The organism is Streptomyces sp. URMC 126, from assembly GCF_051386555.1.
In the GTDB taxonomy this organism is placed as follows: Bacteria; Actinomycetota; Actinomycetes; order Streptomycetales; family Streptomycetaceae; genus Streptomyces.
Genome location: NZ_JBPQTX010000030.1, coordinates 1 through 19158, shown reverse-complemented (window position 1 = coordinate 19158; position 19158 = coordinate 1). Strand labels below are relative to the sequence as shown.

Annotated in this window: 20 protein-coding genes; 13 read left to right on the top strand and 7 right to left on the bottom strand. The window is 73.9% G+C overall.

What is annotated here, in order from left to right; all coding sequences use genetic code 11:
* Nucleotides 1-1221 precede the first annotated feature (1221 nt).
* The 4 genes from ACSNOK_RS06225 to ACSNOK_RS06210 all read left to right on the top strand — a co-directional run bounded on the left by ACSNOK_RS06225 (nt 1222) and on the right by ACSNOK_RS06210 (nt 4933).
* Complete coding sequence (locus tag ACSNOK_RS06225) at nt 1222-2181, top strand: ABC transporter ATP-binding protein (protein WP_436779557.1); 960 nt, start codon at nt 1222-1224, stop codon at nt 2179-2181.
* On the top strand, nt 2178-2918 hold the full coding sequence (locus ACSNOK_RS06220; protein WP_436779556.1) for an ABC transporter permease: 741 nt from the start codon (nt 2178-2180) through the stop codon (nt 2916-2918). The genes ACSNOK_RS06225 and ACSNOK_RS06220 overlap by 4 nt, the downstream gene beginning before the upstream one ends.
* Before the next feature lie 36 nt (nt 2919-2954).
* A complete protein-coding gene (locus ACSNOK_RS06215; protein ID WP_436779555.1) occupies nt 2955-4142 on the top strand; it encodes a sensor histidine kinase in 1188 nt (395 codons plus the stop codon).
* Nucleotides 4143-4294: 152 nt separating this feature from the next.
* Nucleotides 4295-4933, top strand: a complete 639-nt coding sequence (locus ACSNOK_RS06210) for a response regulator transcription factor (protein WP_436779554.1) — start codon at nt 4295-4297, stop codon at nt 4931-4933.
* A 55-nt stretch (nt 4934-4988) separates the two neighbouring features.
* Here ACSNOK_RS06210 and ACSNOK_RS06205 read toward each other — a convergent pair whose 3' ends face one another.
* Both ACSNOK_RS06205 and ACSNOK_RS06200 read right to left on the bottom strand, forming a co-directional pair.
* Nucleotides 4989-5822 (bottom strand): transglutaminase-like domain-containing protein, encoded by an 834-nt coding sequence (locus tag ACSNOK_RS06205; RefSeq protein ID WP_436779553.1) that lies wholly within the window; start codon nt 5820-5822, stop codon nt 4989-4991.
* Nucleotides 5823-5948: 126 nt separating this feature from the next.
* On the bottom strand, nt 5949-6932 hold the full coding sequence (locus ACSNOK_RS06200) for a GNAT family N-acetyltransferase (RefSeq protein ID WP_436779552.1): 984 nt from the start codon (nt 6930-6932) through the stop codon (nt 5949-5951).
* A gap of 114 nt (nt 6933-7046) precedes the next feature.
* Here ACSNOK_RS06200 and fdxA point away from each other — a divergent pair, with 114 nt between their 5' ends.
* Both fdxA and dapC read left to right on the top strand, forming a co-directional pair.
* The gene (gene fdxA / locus ACSNOK_RS06195; protein ID WP_436779551.1) at nt 7047-7367 is read left to right on the top strand and encodes a ferredoxin; all 321 of its coding nucleotides are present in this window, start codon (nt 7047-7049) and stop codon (nt 7365-7367) included.
* Nucleotides 7368-7474: 107 nt separating this feature from the next.
* The gene (gene dapC / locus ACSNOK_RS06190; RefSeq protein ID WP_436779550.1) at nt 7475-8596 is read left to right on the top strand and encodes a succinyldiaminopimelate transaminase; all 1122 of its coding nucleotides are present in this window, start codon (nt 7475-7477) and stop codon (nt 8594-8596) included.
* A gap of 205 nt (nt 8597-8801) precedes the next feature.
* On the opposite strand, the gene ACSNOK_RS06185 is transcribed toward dapC, so the two are convergent.
* Both ACSNOK_RS06185 and ACSNOK_RS06180 read right to left on the bottom strand, forming a co-directional pair.
* On the bottom strand, nt 8802-9251 hold the full coding sequence (locus tag ACSNOK_RS06185) for an ATP-binding protein (protein ID WP_436779549.1): 450 nt from the start codon (nt 9249-9251) through the stop codon (nt 8802-8804).
* Nucleotides 9252-9560: 309 nt separating this feature from the next.
* Entirely contained in the window at nt 9561-10475 is a 915-nt protein-coding gene (locus ACSNOK_RS06180; protein ID WP_436779548.1) for a hypothetical protein, read from the bottom strand.
* 217 nt (nt 10476-10692) lie between these two features.
* Here ACSNOK_RS06180 and dapE point away from each other — a divergent pair, with 217 nt between their 5' ends.
* Nucleotides 10693-11775: a succinyl-diaminopimelate desuccinylase gene (dapE, locus tag ACSNOK_RS06175; protein ID WP_436779547.1), complete on the top strand. Its 1083-nt coding sequence runs from the start codon at nt 10693-10695 to the stop codon at nt 11773-11775.
* A gap of 79 nt (nt 11776-11854) precedes the next feature.
* Entirely contained in the window at nt 11855-12604 is a 750-nt protein-coding gene (locus ACSNOK_RS06170) for a TIGR00730 family Rossman fold protein (RefSeq protein WP_436779546.1), read from the top strand.
* 186 nt (nt 12605-12790) lie between these two features.
* Here ACSNOK_RS06170 and folP read toward each other — a convergent pair whose 3' ends face one another.
* Nucleotides 12791-13651 (bottom strand): dihydropteroate synthase, encoded by an 861-nt coding sequence (gene folP / locus ACSNOK_RS06165; RefSeq protein WP_436779574.1) that lies wholly within the window; start codon nt 13649-13651, stop codon nt 12791-12793.
* Between the two features lie 138 nt (nt 13652-13789).
* Here folP and ACSNOK_RS06160 point away from each other — a divergent pair, with 138 nt between their 5' ends.
* Both ACSNOK_RS06160 and ACSNOK_RS06155 read left to right on the top strand, forming a co-directional pair.
* Nucleotides 13790-14164: a DivIVA domain-containing protein gene (locus ACSNOK_RS06160; RefSeq protein WP_436779545.1), complete on the top strand. Its 375-nt coding sequence runs from the start codon at nt 13790-13792 to the stop codon at nt 14162-14164.
* Nucleotides 14161-14748 (top strand): DNA-3-methyladenine glycosylase I, encoded by a 588-nt coding sequence (locus tag ACSNOK_RS06155; protein WP_436779544.1) that lies wholly within the window; start codon nt 14161-14163, stop codon nt 14746-14748. Before ACSNOK_RS06160 ends, ACSNOK_RS06155 begins: the two co-directional genes overlap by 4 nt.
* A 131-nt stretch (nt 14749-14879) precedes the next feature.
* Here the strand turns inward: ACSNOK_RS06155 and ACSNOK_RS06150 are convergent, their stop codons facing one another.
* Nucleotides 14880-15680 carry an enoyl-CoA hydratase-related protein gene (locus ACSNOK_RS06150; RefSeq protein WP_436779543.1) on the bottom strand — a complete coding sequence of 267 codons (801 nt, stop codon included), beginning with the start codon at nt 15678-15680 and terminating at the stop codon, nt 14880-14882.
* 328 nt (nt 15681-16008) lie between these two features.
* Between ACSNOK_RS06150 and ACSNOK_RS06145 the strand changes: the two genes are divergently transcribed.
* Nucleotides 16009-16176 carry a DUF3117 domain-containing protein gene (locus tag ACSNOK_RS06145; RefSeq protein ID WP_004950282.1) on the top strand — a complete coding sequence of 56 codons (168 nt, stop codon included), beginning with the start codon at nt 16009-16011 and terminating at the stop codon, nt 16174-16176.
* A gap of 264 nt (nt 16177-16440) precedes the next feature.
* On the opposite strand, the gene ACSNOK_RS06140 is transcribed toward ACSNOK_RS06145, so the two are convergent.
* The gene (locus tag ACSNOK_RS06140; RefSeq protein WP_436779573.1) at nt 16441-17151 is read right to left on the bottom strand and encodes an O-methyltransferase; all 711 of its coding nucleotides are present in this window, start codon (nt 17149-17151) and stop codon (nt 16441-16443) included.
* 142 nt (nt 17152-17293) lie between these two features.
* Between ACSNOK_RS06140 and sigE the strand changes: the two genes are divergently transcribed.
* A complete protein-coding gene (gene sigE, locus ACSNOK_RS06135) occupies nt 17294-18067 on the top strand; it encodes an RNA polymerase sigma factor SigE (RefSeq protein WP_436779542.1) in 774 nt (257 codons plus the stop codon).
* Nucleotides 18064-18852, top strand: a complete 789-nt coding sequence (locus ACSNOK_RS06130) for a zf-HC2 domain-containing protein (protein WP_436779541.1) — start codon at nt 18064-18066, stop codon at nt 18850-18852. The genes sigE and ACSNOK_RS06130 overlap by 4 nt, the downstream gene beginning before the upstream one ends.
* The last annotated feature ends 306 nt before the right edge of the window (nt 18853-19158 follow it).

Sequence of the window (19158 nt, the reverse complement as noted above, 5' to 3'; positions counted from 1 at the left end):
GGCGGTCCGTCGGTCCCCAAGCCGCCGGGCGCGGCCCAGGGCGCCGCGCCGAGCGTGCCCAAGCCCCCGGCCAAGGGCGCCGCGAAGAGCGCGCCCAAGAAGAGCAAGAAGAAGGGCCGTTCCAAGCTCGTCCTGCTCGCCGGCGGCGTGGTCGCGCTGGCCGGTGTCGCCTACGGCGCCGGCCTGGTGATGAACCACTCCGACGTCCCGCAGGGCACCACCGTCCTGGGTGTCGACATCGGCGGCAGCTCCAAGGAGCAGGCCGTGCAGAAGCTCGACGCCAAGGTCGGCAACCGGGCGACCGCGCCGCTGAAGGTGACCATCGGCGGCAAGAAGGTGGACCTCAAGCCGTCCGTGGCCGGGCTGTCCATCGACACACAGGAGACCGTCCGCTCGGTCTCCGGCCGGGACTACAACCCCGTCACCGTCGTCGGCTCCCTGGTCGGCAGCGGCCGGACGGGCCGGCCGACGGTGACCGTCGACGAGGAGAAGGTCGCCGCGGCGCTCAAGTCCCTGGCCGGCGAGTCCGGCGGGGCCAAGGACGGAACGATCCGCTTCGTCCCCGGCAAGGCCGTTCCGGTCTACGGCAAGCCGTACCAGGGCGTCGATGTCGACAAGGGCGTCGAGGCCGTGGCGAACGCCTACCGGGAGCGTGCCGAGACGGGCAAGGACGTCGCCGTGACGCTGCCGACCGTCAGCCGGCAGCCGAAGGTGTCCAACGCCGAGGTGGACCGGATGATGGAGGAGTTCGCCAAGCCGGCGATGTCCGACCGGGTCACGATCCAGACGGACGCGCTGCACCGCGTCCAGTTCGGTCCGGCCTTCTCCCTGCCGAAGATCCTCACGGTCAAGGAGGTCGGCGGCAAGCTCGTCGAGAACTACAACCTTGAGGCGATCAAGTCCCTCTACGGGAAGAGCTTCGACGGTGTGCTGATCACGCGGGGCAACGGCAGCAAGACGCCGGTCACGCCGCAGGACGTCGCCGGCGCGCTCGGCAAGGCGCTGCGCGGCAAGACGACGGCCGAGCGGCTGGTCGTCATCAAGACGAACGTCGGCTGAGCCCGGCGCGTCCACGAAAGGCCCCCGCCCCCTACCGGGACGGGGGCCTTTCCCGTTCGCGAAGGCGCCGGGACCCCGCCCGCCGGGGCATGACATCTGTCATGCCGAGCGCACGACGCCCGACACTGCCCCGCGCGCCGCCGCCCGGCCAGGATGGTGACCATGACCATCACCGCAGGGACGTTCACGGGGGACAGCCGGCGCGCGGGAGCCGTTCCCGCCGTCAGCTTCACGAACGTCAACAAGAGCTACGGCGCCGTGCGGGCCGTGGCCGATCTCGATCTCCGGCTGTACCCGGGCGAGACCGTCGCCCTCCTCGGCCCCAACGGCGCCGGCAAGTCCACCACCCTCGACCTGCTGCTGGGCCTCAGCCGCGCCGACTCCGGCACCGTCGAGCTCTTCGGCACCACCCCGCAGCAGGCGCTCGAACAGGGCAAGGTCGGCGCGATGCTGCAGAGCGGCGGCCTGATGGAGGAGGTCCGGGTCCGCGAACTGGTGCGCCTCGCCTGCGATCTGCACCCGCGGGCGTACCCGGTCGACCGGGTGCTGGAGCAGGCAGGCATCGCCGAGATCGCCGACCGGCTGGTCAACAAGCTCTCCGGCGGCCAGGAACAGCGGGTGCGATTCGCACTCGCGACGGCCGGCGCGAACGACCTCATCGTGCTCGACGAGCCGACGACGGGCATGGACGTCACCTCCCGTCAGACGTTCTGGAGCGCCATGCGCCGGCAGGCGGACGAGGGCCGCGCCGTCCTCTTCGCCACCCACTACCTGGAGGAGGCCGACGCGATCGCGGACCGCGTCATCGTCCTCCACCGCGGCCGGATCCTCGCGGACGGCTCCGCGGCCGAGATCAAGGCCAAGGCCGGCGCCCGCCGGATCGTCTTCGACCTGGAGGGCGAGATCCCGGAGGCCGCGCTGCGCGCCCTGCCGCACCTCGCCGCCCTGGAGGTCTCCGGCCGTACCGTCCGCATCCAGTCCCACGACGCCGACGCCACCGTGCACGCGCTGTACGGGCTCGGGCTGTTCCCGCGCAACCTGGAGGTCGCGGGCCTCGGCCTGGAGCAGGCGTTCATCGCCATCACCGACGCCGCCACCGCCGGGGAGGCGGTCTCCGCATGAACACCCTGATCAGGCTGGAAATCACGCGCACCCTGCGCAACAAGAAGTTCATGTTCTTCTCCGTCCTCTACCCGGCGGCGCTCTACCTGCTGATCGCGTCCGGGTCGAAGAGCGACGAGAAGCTGGGCGACACCGGGCTGACGTTCCCGGTGCTCTACATGGTGTCCATGGCCACCTTCGGCGCGATCACGGCCGTGCTGATCGGCAACGCCGAGCGCATCGCCAAGGAGCGCGAGAAGGGCTGGGTGCGCCAGCTGCGGCTGACCGCGCTGCCGGGCCGCGGCTATGTGACCGCCAAGATCGCCTCGGCCGCCGTGGTGTCCCTCCCCGGCATCCTCGTGGTGTTCGCGATCGCCGCCGCCGTCAAGGGCGTCCGGCTGGAGGCCTGGCAGTGGTTCGCCCTGACCGGTTCCATCTGGGCCGGTAGCTGCGTCTTCGCGGCGCTCGGCGTGGCCATCGGCTACCTGGCCACCGGTGACGCCGTCCGTCCCATCGTGATGATCGTCTACTTCGGCCTGGCCGCCCTCGGCGGCCTGTGGATGCCCTCCGCGGTCTTCCCGCACTGGCTCCAGAAGATCACCGAGTACGTTCCCACCCACGCCTACGCCGGGCTCGGCCAGGCCATCGAGCGCGGCGACGCGCCGGGCGCCAGGGACGTCCTGCTACTCGTCGGCTACCTGGTGCTGTTCGCCGGCGCCGCGGCCTGGCTGTACCGCAAGGACACCCACAAGGCGTGAGCCGGCCTCCGCCGGCCCTGCGGGAGACTCGGGGACATGGACGAGAACGGTGACATGATGATCGGCAGAGCCCCGGAGACCCGGCGGCAGTTCCTGGCCAAGTCGTGCTGGACCGTCCTGTACCTGACCTACCTCCTGTACGCGGTCTCCGACCTCACGGGCGGCCGGCACACACCGGCCGCCACCGCGTTCGGCTGGTGCGGCCTCGGCGCCTTCCTCGTCGGCTACTTCTACCTCGTCTTCGGCCCCCGGCCGGACGGCGGCGCCGGCCGGCCGCAGCTGGCAGTCCTGGCCGGGCTGTTCGCGCTGTCCCTGGTCATGGTGCTGACCCTCGGCGGCCCCTGGCTCGTCCTGATGGTCTACGTCTCCATCTCCAGCGCCGTGATGCTGCCCCTCCGGCGGGCGTTCCAGGCCATCGGCGCGATCGGCGCCACCGTCCTGACCCTGGGCCTGCTCCACGGCGACGTGGACAACGGGCTGCTGATGGTGCTGACGGCGACCCTGCTCGGCGGCGGGGCGATGACGGCCGTCGTCCAGATGGGCCGCACCATGCGCGAACTCCGCGAGGCGCGGGCGGCCGTCGCCCAGCTCGCCGCCAACGAGGAACGCCTCCGGCTCGCCCGCGACCTGCACGACCTGCTCGGCCACTCCCTCTCCCTCATCACCCTCAAGAGCGAGCTCGCCGGCCGGATGCTGCCGGACCGGCCCGAGCAGGCGGCACAGCAGGTCGCCGACATCGAACGCGTCAGCCGCCAGGCCCTCGTCGACGTCCGCGAGGCGGTCACCGGCTTCCGCCGCCCGACCCTGGAGGGGGAACTCGCCGGCGCCCGCACGGCCCTCGCCGCCGCCGGCATCACCGCCGACCTCACCCGGGCCGGCACCGGTCACCCCGATCTCGCCCCCGACGCGGAGGGCGCCCTCGCCTGGGCCCTCCGCGAGGCCGTCACCAACACCGTCCGGCACAGCGGCGCCCGCCGCTGCGAAATCTCCCTCACCGAGAACGGCAACGAACTCCACCTCACCGTCACCGACGACGGCCGGGGACCCCAGCGCCCCCACGGCAACGGCCTGACGGGCCTGGCCGAACGCCTCGCCCTGGCCGACGGCCACCTCACCACCACCCGCACCCCCCGCGGCGGCTTCCGCCTGCGCGCCACCGTTCCCCTGGTACGCCCCACGGCGGACACCTCGTCCCCTACGGGTAACCCGGAACGCGCCTCCTGAGGCGGCTCCCCGAGAACCCATTGCCACCCTGCGGCGACACGCGTCCGTCGAGACACCCCTGACGCCGACCGGCGGCCGACTGGCGGCCCCGGCCCGCGCCCGACCAGCACCGACGCGCGGAACACCCCCGCGCCGCCCCCTACCCTGGCCGCATGACCGAAACCCCCGCCGAGCAGCCAGCCGTCCGCGTCCGCGTCCTCCTCGCCGAGGACCAGTCCATGGTCCGCGAGGCGCTCGCCGCGCTGTTGGACCTGGAGGGGGACATCGAGGTCGTCGCGCAGGTGGCGCGGGGGGACGAAGTGGTGGAGGCGGCGCGGCGGGCGCGGCCGGACGTGGCGTTGCTGGACATCGAGATGCCGGGGCTGAGCGGGCTGGAGGCGGCGGCGCTGCTGGGCCGGGAGGCGCCGGAGGTACGGGTCGTCATCCTCACGACGTTCGGGCGGCCCGGGTACCTGCGCCGGGCGATGGAGGCGGGGGCGTCGGCCTTCCTGGTGAAGGACGCCCCGGCGGCGCGGCTGGCGGACGCCGTGCGCCGGGTGCTGCGCGGGGAGCGGGTCATCGACCCGGCCCTCGCGGCGGCGGCCCTCGCCGAGGGGGCCGACCCGCTGACGGAGCGGGAGCGGTCGGTGCTGCGGGCCTCGGCCGACGGGTCGACCAACGCCGAGCTGGCCAAGGCTCTGCATCTGTCGCACGGGACCGTCCGCAACTACCTCTCCACGGCGATCCGGAAGACCGGGGCGCGGAACCGGGCCGACGCGGTGCGCATCGCGCGGGAGAAGGGGTGGCTCTGAAGCGTGCCGGACGCCGCCGGGCCGCGCGGCCGGGCCACCCCGCCTCCGCCCGGCGTCAGTTGAGCAGCGCCCGCGCCGCCAGCGCCTGCCGCCGCACCGCCTCGGCCGTCTCCGGCTCCACCGGGGCGATCACCTCGGCGTACTCCTCCAGTTCCCGCGCGCCCCGGGCGAACTCGCCTCGCTCGACGAGGAGTTCCGCGTGCTCGTGGCGGAGCCGCGCCGGGTGGCTGGGGAGGAGCAGGGAGAGCTCCACGGCCCAGAGCCGGACCCCGCAGCGTTCGGGGCGGGCGGCCGCCCAGGCGCGGATGTTGTTGAGGATCCGGAGGACGATCTCCAGGGGTTCGGCGGGCGAGAACGCGGCGGGCGGCACCGGGGCGCCCGTGGCGCCGGCGACCAGCAGCCCCGCCTCCTCCTCGGACAGCGTCCGGCCGCCCTCGAAGGGGTCGGCGAGGACGTGCCGCCCCTCGGGGGTGCCGAAGCCGACGACGAAGTGGCCGGGCAGCGCCACCCCGTACACCGGCGCCCCGGCCCGCCGGGCCACCTCCAGCCACACCACGGACAGCAGGATCGGCAGCCCTCTGCGCCGCTCCAGTACCGCGGGGAGCAGGGAGGACTCCAGCCGCCGGTAGTCGGCGGGGGTGCCGTGGAAGCCACAGCGTTCGCCGAGCAGGTCCGCCAGGGCCGCGGCCCAGCGCGCCGGCTCGGCGTGCCGGCCGAGGGCCGGCAGCATCCCGGCGAGCCGGTCCAGTTCCATCTGGGCCGCGTCCAGTTCGCTTTCCCCGAACGCGGGGTCCGCCTCGGCGGCGATCAGCAGGCACAGCAGTGCCAGGTCGGGCCGTTCGTCGCGGGCCGCCTCGGCGAACCGCCGCCGGCCGGTGGTCTCGGTCATTCCGGCCGCCTTCCGTCCGCTGTCGGCCCCGGCCGCGCGGTCGGCGCGCGCCGTCGGTACTCCTCCATGGTCGTCCCTTCAGGGCGGTGTCCGCGCGGCCTCCGGGGCCCGGCGGCCCACCGCCGTTCAGCGTTCCGGTTCGCGACGGTAGTGGTAGGCGTGGTGCGTCGTGAAGCCGAGCCGGTCGTACAGCGCCAGCGCGCCCGCGTTGCCTGCCTCCACCTGGAGGTACGCGGCCGAGGCCCCCTCGTCCAGCGCCTGCCGCGCCAGCCGGGCCATGACCAGCGTCGCCAGTCCGCGCCGCCGGTGCCCGGGGGCGACCTCCAGCGCGGCGAACCCGGCCCACCGGCCGTCGACCACGCAGCGGCCTATGGCGGCACCGGGGACGGCGGCGAACCACACGGACGGACCGCCGGTCAGCACCGCGCGCGCCGCGGCGGGGTCGTCGACGCGCCCGTACGCGCGCAGCCACGCCTCGTCCGGCTCACGGCTCAGCAGCACCCCGCCGATGTCCTCCGGGATATCCGCGAGCGGCGCCAGGGCGGCCGTCCGCATCACCGCGTACCGCTCGCCGCTCCAGCCCCGCGCGGCCAGCTCCGCGTCGAGCCGCTCGTCCTCCGCCGGGTCGCCGGTGGTGACCTGGACGCGCGCCGGGAGTCCGCGTTCGTGGTACCAGGCGGTGACCCGGTCCAGCGCCTCCGGCAGCGGCAGCCCCGAATCGCCCAGGGGCAGCGCGGAGTTGGCGCGGGCGGTGAAACCGCCGGCCGCGCGGAGCGTCCAGCCGCCCAGCCGCCCGGTGTCGGTGGCCGGCCAGCCGCGCGCGGCGGCCTCCTGGAGCTCGCGCACGGTCGCCGCCGGACCGCGCCGCCGGGCGGGGGCGGCGGGCACCACCTTGCCCGCGACGAGCGCGTCCTCGGCGACCTCGACCGTCCGCCCGTCGCGGCGTGTGATCCGCAACACACCGTCCGTCCAGGAGTCGAGCACCCCCACGGCGTCGGCGAACCGTTCCGGGGAACGGGTACGGTCGTTCAACGCCCGCACCGACACCCTTTTCCCTACATCTTCGGAACTGATCCGGATTTCCAGCCGCCCGCCCGTGGTGAATTCCACAGCTCTCCCAGCCCCTCCTGTTCGTGATGTGCCCCGGAACGGAGATACTAGGTGTGGGCATCGACGACGCCGCGCTCCCGCGCGAGATGACCCCTACCGAGGAGGAACGACAGCGTGACCTACGTCATCGCGCAGCCTTGTGTCGACGTGAAGGACAAGGCGTGCATCGAGGAGTGCCCCGTCGACTGCATCTACGAGGGCTCCCGGTCCTTGTACATCCACCCGGACGAATGTGTCGACTGTGGCGCCTGTGAGCCGGTCTGCCCGGTGGAGGCGATCTTCTACGAGGACGACACCCCGGACGAGTGGAAGGACTACTACAAGGCGAACGTCGAGTTCTTCGACGAGCTCGGCTCGCCCGGTGGTGCCTCCAAGATGGGGCTGATCGAGCGGGACCACCCGTTCATCGCCGCGCTGCCGCCGCAGAACCAGTGAGCTGCCCCTAGGCACCGCACCCGGCCCCGTACAGCCCACCGCCGTACGGGGCCGCGGCATTCCCGACCCATGGACCACCCCCAGCGCAAGAGAGCGAGCAGCCCAGCGTGACCGCAGTCTCCTCCCGTCTCCCCGTCTTCCCCTGGGACCGCCTGGAGCCCTACAAGGCCACGGCCGCCGCGCACCCCGACGGCATCGTGGACCTGTCCGTGGGCACGCCGGTGGACCCGGTGCCCGCGCTGGTCCGCCGGGCCCTCGCCGAGGCGGCGGACAGCCCCGGCTATCCGACGGTCTGGGGCACGGCCGCGCTGCGCGACGCGCTCACCGGCTGGGTGGAGCGCCGGCTCGGCGCCCGGGACGTCGCCCACGAGAACGTGCTGCCGGTCGTCGGCTCCAAGGAACTGGTCGCCTGGCTGCCCACCCAGCTCGGCCTCGGGGCCGGCGACAAGGTCGCCTACCCGCGGCTGGCCTACCCGACCTACGAGGTGGGGGCGCGGCTGGCGGGCGCCGAGCCCGTCGTCTACGACGCCGGGGTGTTCGCCTCCGACGCCGCGCTCGCGGAGCTGGACCCGGCCGGCCTCAAGCTGCTCTGGCTGAACTCGCCCTCGAACCCCACCGGCCGCGTCATGCCGGCGGACGAGCTGCGCCGCGCGGTCGCCTGGGCCCGCGAGCACGGCGTCCTGCTCGTCAGCGACGAGTGCTACCTGGAGCTGGGCTGGGAGACCGAGCCGGTCTCCGTCCTCCACCCGGACGTCTGCGGTGGCTCGTTCGACGGCCTCGTCGCCGTCCACTCGCTGTCCAAGCGCTCCAACCTGGCCGGCTACCGGGCCGCGTTCCTCGCGGGCGACGCGGCCGTGCTGGGCGAGCTGCTGAAGATCCGCAAGCACGGCGGGATGATGGTCGCCGCCCCGGTGCAGGCCGCCACGGTGGCCGCGCTCGGCGACACCGCGCACGTCACCGAGCAGCGGGCGCGCTACGCCCGCCGCCGCGCCGCCCTGCGGGCCGCCTTCGAGGGCGCCGGGTTCCGCATCGAGCACAGCGAGGCGTCGCTGTACCTGTGGGCCACGCGGGACGAGCCCTGCTGGGACACGGTCGGGGAGCTGTCGAAGCGCGGCATCCTCGTCGCGCCCGGCGACTTCTACGGCGCGGCGGGCGAGCGCTTCGTGCGGATCGCCTTCACGGCGACGGACGAGCGGGTGGAGGCGGCCGTCCGCCGCCTGGCGGGCTGAGCCGGCCGCGCCCGTACGCGGCCCGTACACGAGCCGTACACGCGCGAAGGGCCCGGGAGGGGGATTCCCGGGCCCTTCGCGTGCCCGTGTGGGCGGTCCTGTCCGTCGGCGCCGGCGGTGCCGGCCGGTCCGCGGGCCGGTGGACGCGGCCCCGGACCGGACCGGCGGTCCGATCGGCCCGGCCGGTCCGCTCGGTGCGGCCGGTTCAGCCGCCGAGCGGCAGGGACTTGGTCACGCCGCCGCCGGCGAGCTGGTCGGTGGGCAGGCCCTTGCCGGCCGCGCCGCTCTTGCCCACGGTCTTGGCCGCGCCGCCGACCGTCGAACCGGCGGTGCCCGCCAGGTGGCCCGCGGTCTTCTGGCCGGACCGCAGGGTGGCCTTGCCCGTGGTGCTGGTGGTGCCGAGCGCCTTCTTGGCGGCGGGCAGGGCGGTGTGCACGACCTTGTTGCCGGCGTCCGTCGTCACCGCGCCGGCCGTCCGGGACACCGAGTCGACGTGGTTGCCCAGCTGGGCACCGTCCACCGCGCTCAGGCCGCCCAGCTCGGGGGCCTTGAGGGCGTCCGCGCTCGCCGCGCCGGCGGCGCCGACGACGGGGGCGGTGCCCGCCGCGACCAGCAGGGCGACCTGGGCGATCCGACGCGTGAGGGGGAGGGACATGTTGCTCCTTCGACGGGGTGTGACGGAACTGCTGTCGTGTGCTGTCCGGCGTCCGGACGCAGTGACTACCGCCCGAGCCCTCCGAAGGTTGCGGTGGCCTTGTGTAAAGAGTTGGTAATGCGTCGCATAATCAGCTCTGTGAACAATCGGGCAAACCAGTCGTGCGTCCGAGGGGCGCGAAAGACCGACAATCCGTTGTTCACCAGCGGCGCGAGGTGAAAGCGCCGCACCGGGCGGGCACGTATACCCCGGCCCCCCGGGCGACAACCTTCCGTTCCGGCGGATGCCCCCGGCGGGGGCAGGCTCGTACTACTGAGCGGTGGTGATCCGGACGGCCGTCGAGCCCTCGCCGGAGCGGCCGCTCTCCGTCCGCCAGCCGGCCCGGGACTCCTCGGCGGTCCACACCCGGCCGTCGAACGACACCCGGGTGATCCGCAGCTCCGCCGCGTTCGCCACCGCCCAGGACGCCAGCTCCCAGCCGCGCCGCCGCGGCCCGTCCTCCGCCGCCGCCGTCCGCACCGGCCGGGCCGGCACGGACACCGTGGGGGAGACGGCGCCGCGCCGCCCGGCGGTCTCCGCGGCCGGCAGCACCGACGCCCCGAAGTCCCGCCGCAGCTTGGCCCTGAGCGCCGCGGGGTCGCCCGGCTTCCCGTCGCTGGGGCTCGTCGCGCAGCTGAACGCGGCCGGGGCCCGCCCGGTCAGCGCCGCCGCCAGCAGCGAGGCCCCCGGCTCGTGCTTCGCGTACGCCTGCGGGAACCCGCTGCGCTGCACCCTCTGCGCCGCCACCGTCAGCGGCAGCCGCGAGTAGCCCGGCACCTGGACGAGGTGCTCGTAGAACGAGCCCGACGCGTAGACCGGGTCGGTGATCTGACGGGCCGTGCCCCAGCCCTGCGTCGGCCGCTGCTGGAACAGGCCCTGGGAGTCCCGGTCGCCGTGGTGGATGTTGCGCAGCCCCGACTCCTGCATCGCGGTGGCCAGGGCGATCGTCACGGCCCGCTCCGGCAGTCCGCGCGACGTCCCCACGGCGGTGATGGCCGAGGCGTTCGCCGCCTGCTCCGGGTCGAGCGAGTACGACTCCCCGTCCACCCGCACCGTGCAGCGCGGGGCGCCCGGGCCGGCCGTCAGGTAGTGCGCGACCAGGTAACCGGCCAGCGCCAGCAGCACTCCGCAGGCGGCCCCGACGCGCAGCAGTCGGCCGCGGCGGACAGCGAAGATCGGGGGCATGCGGCCCACGTTACTTGACGGAGCAGGTGGTGGGCCGCTTCGTCCGGCCTGGTGTCCGGAAGGCCGGGCCGCGGGTGGAGGGCTTGGTTCCGGTGCGGGGCGCGTCCCGTCGCGAGGATGCCGCGCCACCCGCCGCGAGGATGCCGCGCCACCCGTCGCGAGGATTCCGGCCGCCGGCCCGGGACCGGTCTCCGCACCCCGGGTTAGAGTCGCCTGCATGGATCACGCCGCCGCACTGGACCTGTCCCTCGACGCCGCCGCGCTCACCGCGCGCCTCGTCGACTTCCCGTCGGTCAGCGGTACGGAGGGGCCGCTCGCGGACGCCATCGAGCGCGCCCTGCGCGAGCTTCCCCACCTGACGGTCGACCGGTACGGCAACAACGTCGTCGCCCGCACCCGCCTCGGCCGCGCCGAACGCGTCGTCCTCGCCGGGCACATCGACACCGTGCCCATCGCCGACAACGTCCCCTCCAGGCTCGACGACGACGGCGTCCTCTGGGGCTGCGGCACCAGCGACATGAAGGCCGGCGTGGCCGTGCAGCTGCGCGTCGCCGCGACCGTGCCGGAGCCCAACCGCGACCTGACCTTCGTCTTCTACGACAACGAGGAGGTCGCCGCCCACCTCAACGGGCTCGGGCACATCGCCGAGGCCCACCCCGACTGGCTGGCGGGCGACTTCGCCATCCTCCTCGAACCCTCCGACGCCGAGGTCGAGGGCGGCTGCCAGGGCACCCTGCGGATGATCCTGCGCATGGAGGGCGAGCGCGCCCACTCCGCCCGCGGCTGGATGGGATCCAACGCGATCCACGCCGCCGCGCCGGTCCTCGCCCGGCTCGCCGCCTACGAGCCGCGCCGGCCCGTCATCGACGGCCTCCGCTACCACGAGGGCCTCAACGCCGTCCGCATCGGCGGCGGGGTGGCGACCAATGTGATCCCCGACGAGTGCACCGTGACGGTGAACTTCCGCTACGCCCCGGACCGCACCGAGGAGGAGGCGATCGCCCACGTCCGCGAGGTGTTCGCGGACTGCGGCGTCGCGGAGATGACCGTCGACGACCACTCGGGCGGCGCCCTGCCCGGCCTCTCCCACCCGGCCGCGGCCGCCTTCATGGAGGCCGTCGGCGGCGAGGCGCGGCCCAAGTTCGGCTGGACCGACGTGGCCCGCTTCTCCGCCCTCGGGGTCCCCGCCGTCAACTACGGGCCCGGCGACCCGCTGTACGCGCACAAGCGCGACGAACACGTGGTCGTGGAGCGGATCCACCGGTGCGAGGAGCGGCTGCGCGCCTGGCTGACGGCCTGATCCGGATCGCTCGGGCACCCCGCTCCTCGCCCGTTGGGCCTACGCTGAACTGCACCAACGGCAGCGGAGGGAGCACGGAATGGTCAATTCCGACGGGGCGCGCACACGGCGGGAGCAGCGCCGGGGGCCGGTGCTGCGACGCCATGGGCAGATGCAGCAGGGCACCACGGACCAGCATCTGCTGGACACCCGGGGGACGGCGGACTGGGTGCACGAGGACCCGTTCCGGGTGCTGCGCATCCAGTCCGAGTTCGTCGAGGGCTTCGGCGCCCTCGCCGAACTCCCCCCGGCGATCAGCGTGTTCGGCTCCGCCCGGACCCGGCGGGACTCACCGGAGTACGAGGCCGCGACCGCGATCGGCCGGGGCCTGGTCGAGGCCGGCTTTGCCGTGATCACCGGCGGCGGGCCCGGCGCGATGGAGGCCGCGAACAAGGGCGCGATGGAGGCGGGCGGCGTCTCCGTCGGCCTCGGCATCGAGCTGCCCTTCGAACAGGGCATCAACCCCTATGTGAACCTGGGGGTCGACTTCCGCTACTTCTTCGTCCGCAAGACGATGTTCGTGAAGTACGCGAGCGGCTTCGTGGTGCTGCCGGGCGGGCTGGGGACGCTGGACGAGCTGTTCGAGGCGCTCACCCTGGTGCAGACGAAGAAGGTGACGCGGTTCCCCATCGTCCTCTTCGGGTCCGCGTACTGGAGCGGGCTGGTGCGGTGGATCGAGGACACGCTGGTGGCCGAGGGCAAGGTGGGGGCGCACGACCTCCAGCTGTTCCATGTGACGGACGACGTGGAGGAGGCCATCGCGCTGGTGACGAAGGAAGCGGGGGCCTGAGGGCTCCCGCCCGCTGTCGCGGGGCGTGAGTGAGCGGGGGGCGCCGGGTCTGCCGGGCCCCCGCCCGGCCGGGTTCCCACCCGGAAGGCCGTCGTCGAGCGGCCACCGCCGTACGACGGCCGGGCCGTGCCGCACCGGGCCGCCGCCGCGCCGCGGCCTCTCGCCGAGCCGGGCGCGGCCCTGGGCTCAGGCCAGGCCGCGCCGGGTCACCGCCGGCTCCCGGTGCCCGGCGATGGCCGCCACCATGTCCAGCACCTGCTTCGTCTCGGCCACCTCGTGCACCCGGTACACCCGGGCGCCCAGCCAGGCCGACACCGCGGTGGTGGCCAGCGTGCCGAGGAGCCGCTCCTTGACCGGGCGGTCGAGCGTCTCGCCGACGAAGTCCTTGTTGGACAGCGAGACCAGCACCGGCCAGCCGGTCTCCGTCATCTCGCCGAGCCGCCGCGTGGCCTCCAGCGAGTGCCGGGTGTTCTTCCCGAAGTCGTGCCCCGGGTCGATCATGATGCCGTCGCGCCGCACGCCGAGCGCTACGGCCCGTTCGGCCAGCCCCACGGTGACCCGCAGGATGTCCGCCATCACGTCCTCGTACTCGGTCCGGTGCGGCCGGGTGCGCGGCTCGACGCCGCCCGCGTGCGTGCACACCAGACCCGCGCCGTACCGGGCCGCGACCTCGGCCAGCCGGGGGTCGAAGCCGCCCCACGCGTCGTTCAGCAGATCCGCGCCGGCCTCGCAGACGGCCTCGCCGACCTCGTGCCGCCAGGTGTCCACGCTGATCACCACGTCCGGGTGGCGGCGGCGCACCTCGGCGACGAAGCCGACGGTCCGCCGGGCCTCCTCCTCGGCCGTCACCTCCTCGCCGGGACCGGCCTTCACCCCGCCGATGTCGATGATCGCGGCGCCCTCGGCCACCGCCTGCTCGACCCGGGCCAGCGCGGGCTCGTCCTGGAAGGTGGCCCCCCGGTCGTAGAACGAGTCCGGTGTCCGGTTGACGATCGCCATGATCACCGGCTCGTGGGCCCCGAACTCGCGTCGTCCCAGCCGCAGCATTTCCCGCACTCCCTCTCCGTGGTCCGCCAGCGACCTTAACCGCCGGTGTGGCCTGAAGGGACACGGACGGGCATGGCACGATCAGGGAGGACGGATCGACCGTCGGAATCCGTCCGCCGGCACCCCGGGGAGACGTTCGTGTTCTGGTTCCTGCTCATCGCGCTGGCCGTGGTGGTCGCCGCGGTCACCCTGGCCGTGCTGAGCGGCCGCGACGGCGTGCTGTCCGAGGCGGAGCCGGACCGCACCGCCTGGTCGCTGCCCCCGGACCGGCCGCTGGCCCGTACGGACGTCGACGGCCTGCGGCTGCCGGTGGCCCTGCGCGGCTACCGCATGGTCGACACGGACGACGTCCTGGACCGGCTGGCCGCCGAGCTGGCCGAGCGGGACGCGCGCATCGCCGAGCTGGAGGCGGCCCTGGCGGGGGCCCGCGCGGAGGCGCGCGGCGCGGGCGGTACCGAGGCGGGGCCGGGCCCGGCGGACGACGAGAACCGGAGTGAGGGGGAGCGGGCATGAGCGGCGGAGTGGTGATCGGGCCGGACGGCCTGGCGCGGTGCCCGTGGGGGCTGGAGGACGCCTCTCGCGAGGACTACCGCCGCTACCACGACACGGAGTGGGGCGTTCCGGTCCGCGGGGACGACGCCCTGTTCGAGCGGATATGCCTGGAAGCGTTCCAGTCCGGCCTCTCCTGGCTGACGATCCTCCGCCGCCGCGAGGGGTTCCGCACGGCCTTCGCCGGCTTCTCCATCGCCAAGGTCGCGGCCTTCACGGAGGCGGACGAGGCCCGGCTGCTCGCCGATCCGGGGATCATCCGCAACCGCGCGAAGATCAGCGCGGCGCTGGCGAACGCGAAGGTCGCCGCCGAGTGGGCCCCGGGCGAGCTCACGGAGCTCGTCTGGTCCCACGCCCCGGCGTCCGGGTCGCGTCCCGTGCCCCGGACGGCGGCGGACGTGCCGGCGCTGACGCCGGAGTCGACGGCGCTGTCGAAGGAGCTCAAGAGGCGGGGGTTCCGGTTCGTGGGACCGACGACGGCTTACGCGCTGATGCAGGCGTGCGGGCTGGTGAACGATCACTTGGCGGGGTGCCACGTGAGGGCGTGAGTGGGTGTGCCCCGGTCCCGCCCTTTCGCCGTTTCCTGGGGCTGCGCCCCAGACCCCGCTTGATCGCGGCTTCGCCGCTCGTCCTCAAACGCCGGACGGGCTGGATAGTGCCGCCCTGGGGGTGGGAGCCCTCACCGCCCCGTGAACCGCGGCCGCTCCTTCTTCAGGAAAGCCTCCACCGCCGCCCGGTGATCCTCGGACCCGCCCACCCGCGTCTGCAGGACCTCCTCCACCGCCAGCGTCTCGGCGAGCGAGTGGTCCGCCCCGAAGGCCAGCGCCTGCTTGATCGCCGCGAAGGTCAGCGTCGGTCCCTCGGCGAGCCGCCGTGCGACGGCGGTCGCCTCGGCGAGCAGGTCGGCGGCGGGTACGACCTTGTGCGCGATGCCGAGATCGAGCGCCTCCCGGGCGGACACGTTCCGCGGGAAGAGCATGAGGTCCATGGCCCGGCTGTGACCCACGAGCCGCGGCAGGGTCCAGGAGACGCCGGAGTCGCCGGTCAGGGCCACCCCGGCGAAGGCGGTGTTGAAGGAGGCCGTGTCGGCGACGACGCGGTAGTCGGCGGCGAAGGCGAAGCCCGCGCCGGCCCCGGCGGCGACCCCGTTCACCCCGGCGACCACCGGCTTGGGCATCTCGGCGAGGGCGAGGGTGATGGGGGAGTAGTGCTCCTTGACCGTCTCCCAGGTCCGCGCCGTGCCGTGCTCGCGGTCGGCGGCCAGGGAGGCGGTGTGCTCCCTGAGGTCCTGGCCGACGCAGAAGGCGCGTCCGGTGCCGGTGAGCAGGACGGCGCGGACGGCGGTGTCCTCCGCCGCCTCGCGGACCGCGTCGCGGAGGGCGACCTTGGTCGCGGTGTCCATCGCGTTCATCGCGTCGGGCCGGTTCACGGTGATCGTCGCGAGCCCTTCGGCCACCTCGTACAGCACGGTGTCGGCCATGGCACGTCCCTCCCTGGAATGACTGCGGTCAGCGGTCAGCTTGCCGCAGTCGGCCGTGAAGAACAGGGGGCCCGCATGTGACCTGCGTCAAAGAAGTCAAAGAATCGTTCCTCTGTGCGGGTGCGTGGTTGCCGAGCGGGGACCGGGCAATCGCCGAATTGGGTGGTTTTGCCGGAGCGTGTTGCCGAAGGGATGCCGACCGATGTTGGTCATTGGGTCGCGCGATGCGGGATAATGGCCTGGAAGCAATGTGTTCGATGCCGGTGACACGTGCCCTTCGGAGGGGTCGTCGGCTGACGATGAGCTGGTTTCAGGAAGGGGAACGAGCATGGCGGCCATGAAGCCGCGGACGGGCGACGGCCCGCTCGAGGTGACCAAGGAGGGGCGGGGCATCGTCATGCGGGTTCCGCTCGAAGGCGGCGGTCGTCTCGTCGTCGAGCTGACCCCGGACGAGGCGGCGGCTCTTGCCGACGCCCTGAAGAACGTCGTCGTCTGACACCCGGACCGCGGGTCTTTCGCTGACTTTCCCCTGCCCTGGCGGCCGGATCTCCGGCCCCCAGGGCAGGGTTTTCTCTTGTACGGGCGGGTGGCCGAGCGAGCGTGGCGACCGGTTTCGGGACGTTTCCGTCCCGGCGTCGGACGATACGGTTCCGGCCTTCCGCCGATGGCCGGAAACCGACGGTCGCCGTCCCGGCTCCCGCCGCTCCCGTCGCCGTCGCCCGGCCCTCCGTTCCCACGGGTCCCGCCGCGCGGTGTGCCCTCAGCCCCGCCGCGCCGCACACAGCAGCCCGTCGCCCACCGGCAGCAGCGACGGCAGCAGCACCGTCGACTCCCGGACCACCCTCAGCAGTTCGCGCAGCCGCAGCACCTCGGCGGGCTGGGCGGCCGAGTCCACCGTCCGGCCGTCCGCGAAGACGCCCTCGAAGCAGACGACCCCGCCGGGACGGAGCAGGCGCAACGATTCCGCTAGGTAGTCGAGGTACTCCAGCCGGTCACCGTCGCAGAACACCAGGTCGTATCCGCCGTCCGCCAGTCGCGGCAGCACCTCCAGCGCGCGGCCGGGGATGAACCGGGCGCGGTTCCCGGCGAAGCCCGCGGCGCGGAACGCCTGCCGGGCGAACTGCTGGCACTCGGGGTCACTGTCCACGGTGGTGAGCACGCCGTCCGGGCGCATGCCGTGCAGAAGGTGCAGACCGGAGACGCCGGTGCCCGTGCCGATCTCCGCGACGGCCTTGGCGTCCACGGCGGCGGCGAGCAGGCGCAGCGCGGACCCGGTGCCGGACGACACCGAGCGGAGCCCCGCCTCGTGGGCCCGGTCGCGTGCCCAGAGCAGCGCCGGGTCCTCGATGTGCTCGACGCCGTACGCATCGGCGAACGCCCAGCTCGTCTGCCGGTTGCCGGTAATGGCCCTCTCCTGTCCCCATGTGTCGACGCAACGGTGACTGTATCCGCTGTGGTCGGGAACCCGCAGATGGGACCATGCGTTGACGGGGTGTGAGGCAGTGCGGGAGGAGAGGGTGAGGGGCCCGGTGGCCCAGGCGGGGGTCCGGACCGCGGATCAATCCCAAAACCAGGTCAAAATTCCTTATCCGGAGCTAACGGGCGAGGTGGATATGGTAGGGGCTCCACTGGACACCACCAGAGCCGACAGGGGAGGTGCGGCTTCGAACGGTGACCGCAGGGGAGTGCTCAAGCGCTTCCGCCGGTCCGCCGCGGAGCCGAAATCCGTGACCGACACCGCTGACCGTTCCGCCGCCCGCAAGACCGCGACCGCGACGTTCGCCACCGACGCGGACGCGCCGGCGTGGACGCCTCCCACCTGGGAGGAGATCGTCAGCACGCACAGCGCACGGGTCTACCGCCTCGCCTACCGCCTGACGGGCAATCAGCACGACGCGGAGGACCTGACGCAGGAGGTCTTCGTCCGCGTCTTCCGTTCGCTGTCCACGTACACGCCGGGGACGTTCGAGGGCTGGCTGCACCGCATCACCACCAACCTCTTCCTCGACATGGTCCGCCGCCGCCAGCGCATCCGCTTCGACGCGCTGGGCGACGACGCCGCCGAGCGGCTCCCCAGCCGGGAGCCCTCCCCCCAGCAGCACTTCAACGACACGCACTTCGACGCGGACGTACAGCAGGCGCTCGACACCCTGGCGCCCGAGTTCCGCGCCGCGGTGGTCCTCTGCGACATCGAGGGCCTCTCCTACGAGGAGATCGCGGCGACCCTCGGCGTGAAGCTGGGCACCGTCCGCAGCCGTATCCACCGCGGCCGTTCCCACCTGCGCAAGGCCCTGCGGCACCGCTCGCCCTCCGCCCGTGCCGAGCAGCGCGCCTTGGCCGGTGCGGCCCCCGGCGCCCGGCTGAGTGGGGAGGTCGGGATCGCGTGACCGGTTCAGGCGGTCAGTCCCCCGCCGAGCTGCATCTCGGCGACCGCCTCGCGGCCCTGGTCGACGGGGAATTGGGACACGATGCGCGGGAGCGGGTGCTCGCCCACCTCGCCACCTGCTGGACCTGCAAGGCCGAGGCCGACGCTCAGCGCCGGCTCAAGAGCGTGTTCGCGGAGGCGGCGCCCCCGCAGCTCTCCGAAGGGCTGCTCGCCCGGCTCCAGAGCCTGCCGGCGATGGGCCCTGACGGCCCCGCGGGTCCCCGGCAGCCGGGGACGCCGACCGATGGCGGTCCGGGCGGCACCGACCGCGAGGACGGCTTCGGCCCGCGGGCGGACGCCTTCGCCCTCCTGCCGGTGGGTGCCCTGGCGCCCCGCGACCGCGGGTTCCGCGTCCACGAGGTGGGACGGAGCCCGTCGCGCGGCCGGCGGTTCGCCTTCGCGGCGGCGGGGGCCGTCACGATAGCGGCCTTCGCCCTGGTCGGCGCCGAGCCGCTGCGGACCGCCGTCGAGGCCCCCCGGGCCCGTCCCGAGAACCCCCGGGTGTCCCACCCGCTCAACCCCCTCGCCCTGTCCGCGCCCGGCGACGGCACGGCGGGCGGCGCCCGGAACGGCGGCGGGGAGGGGCGCAGACCGGACCGAGGCCGCTCGGGCGCCCCCCGGACGCCCGCACCGGACGCCGCGCGCTCCGCACGCCCGTCCGTGACCAGGGCAGCGCTGGTCATACCGCCCGCGCTGCCGGTCGCCGTCCCCTTCCGGATGCCCCGGCAGACGGCCGTCACACGCTGACGCGGTCGCTCATACAGCCGCTGATGCGCACCTGACAGGCCGGGGTTACCCTGCTCGCGCCCGCCGGCACCTGGTTGAATCGCCGGTGGGCCGGGCATCCCGCTGGATGCCACGGCTCGTGGACGCATCGTGGGGGGAGCAGAGATGGACGAGGGCAAGGCACCGGTGCCGCCGACCGGGCCGCACGGACAGGACGGCTCCCCGGCACCCGCGGCCGGGCACCCGGCACAGGGGAGGGCGCCCCTGCACGACCCGGACCCGTACGGGACACCCCCCTACGGCCGCCCGGGCCCCTGGGCCCCGGCC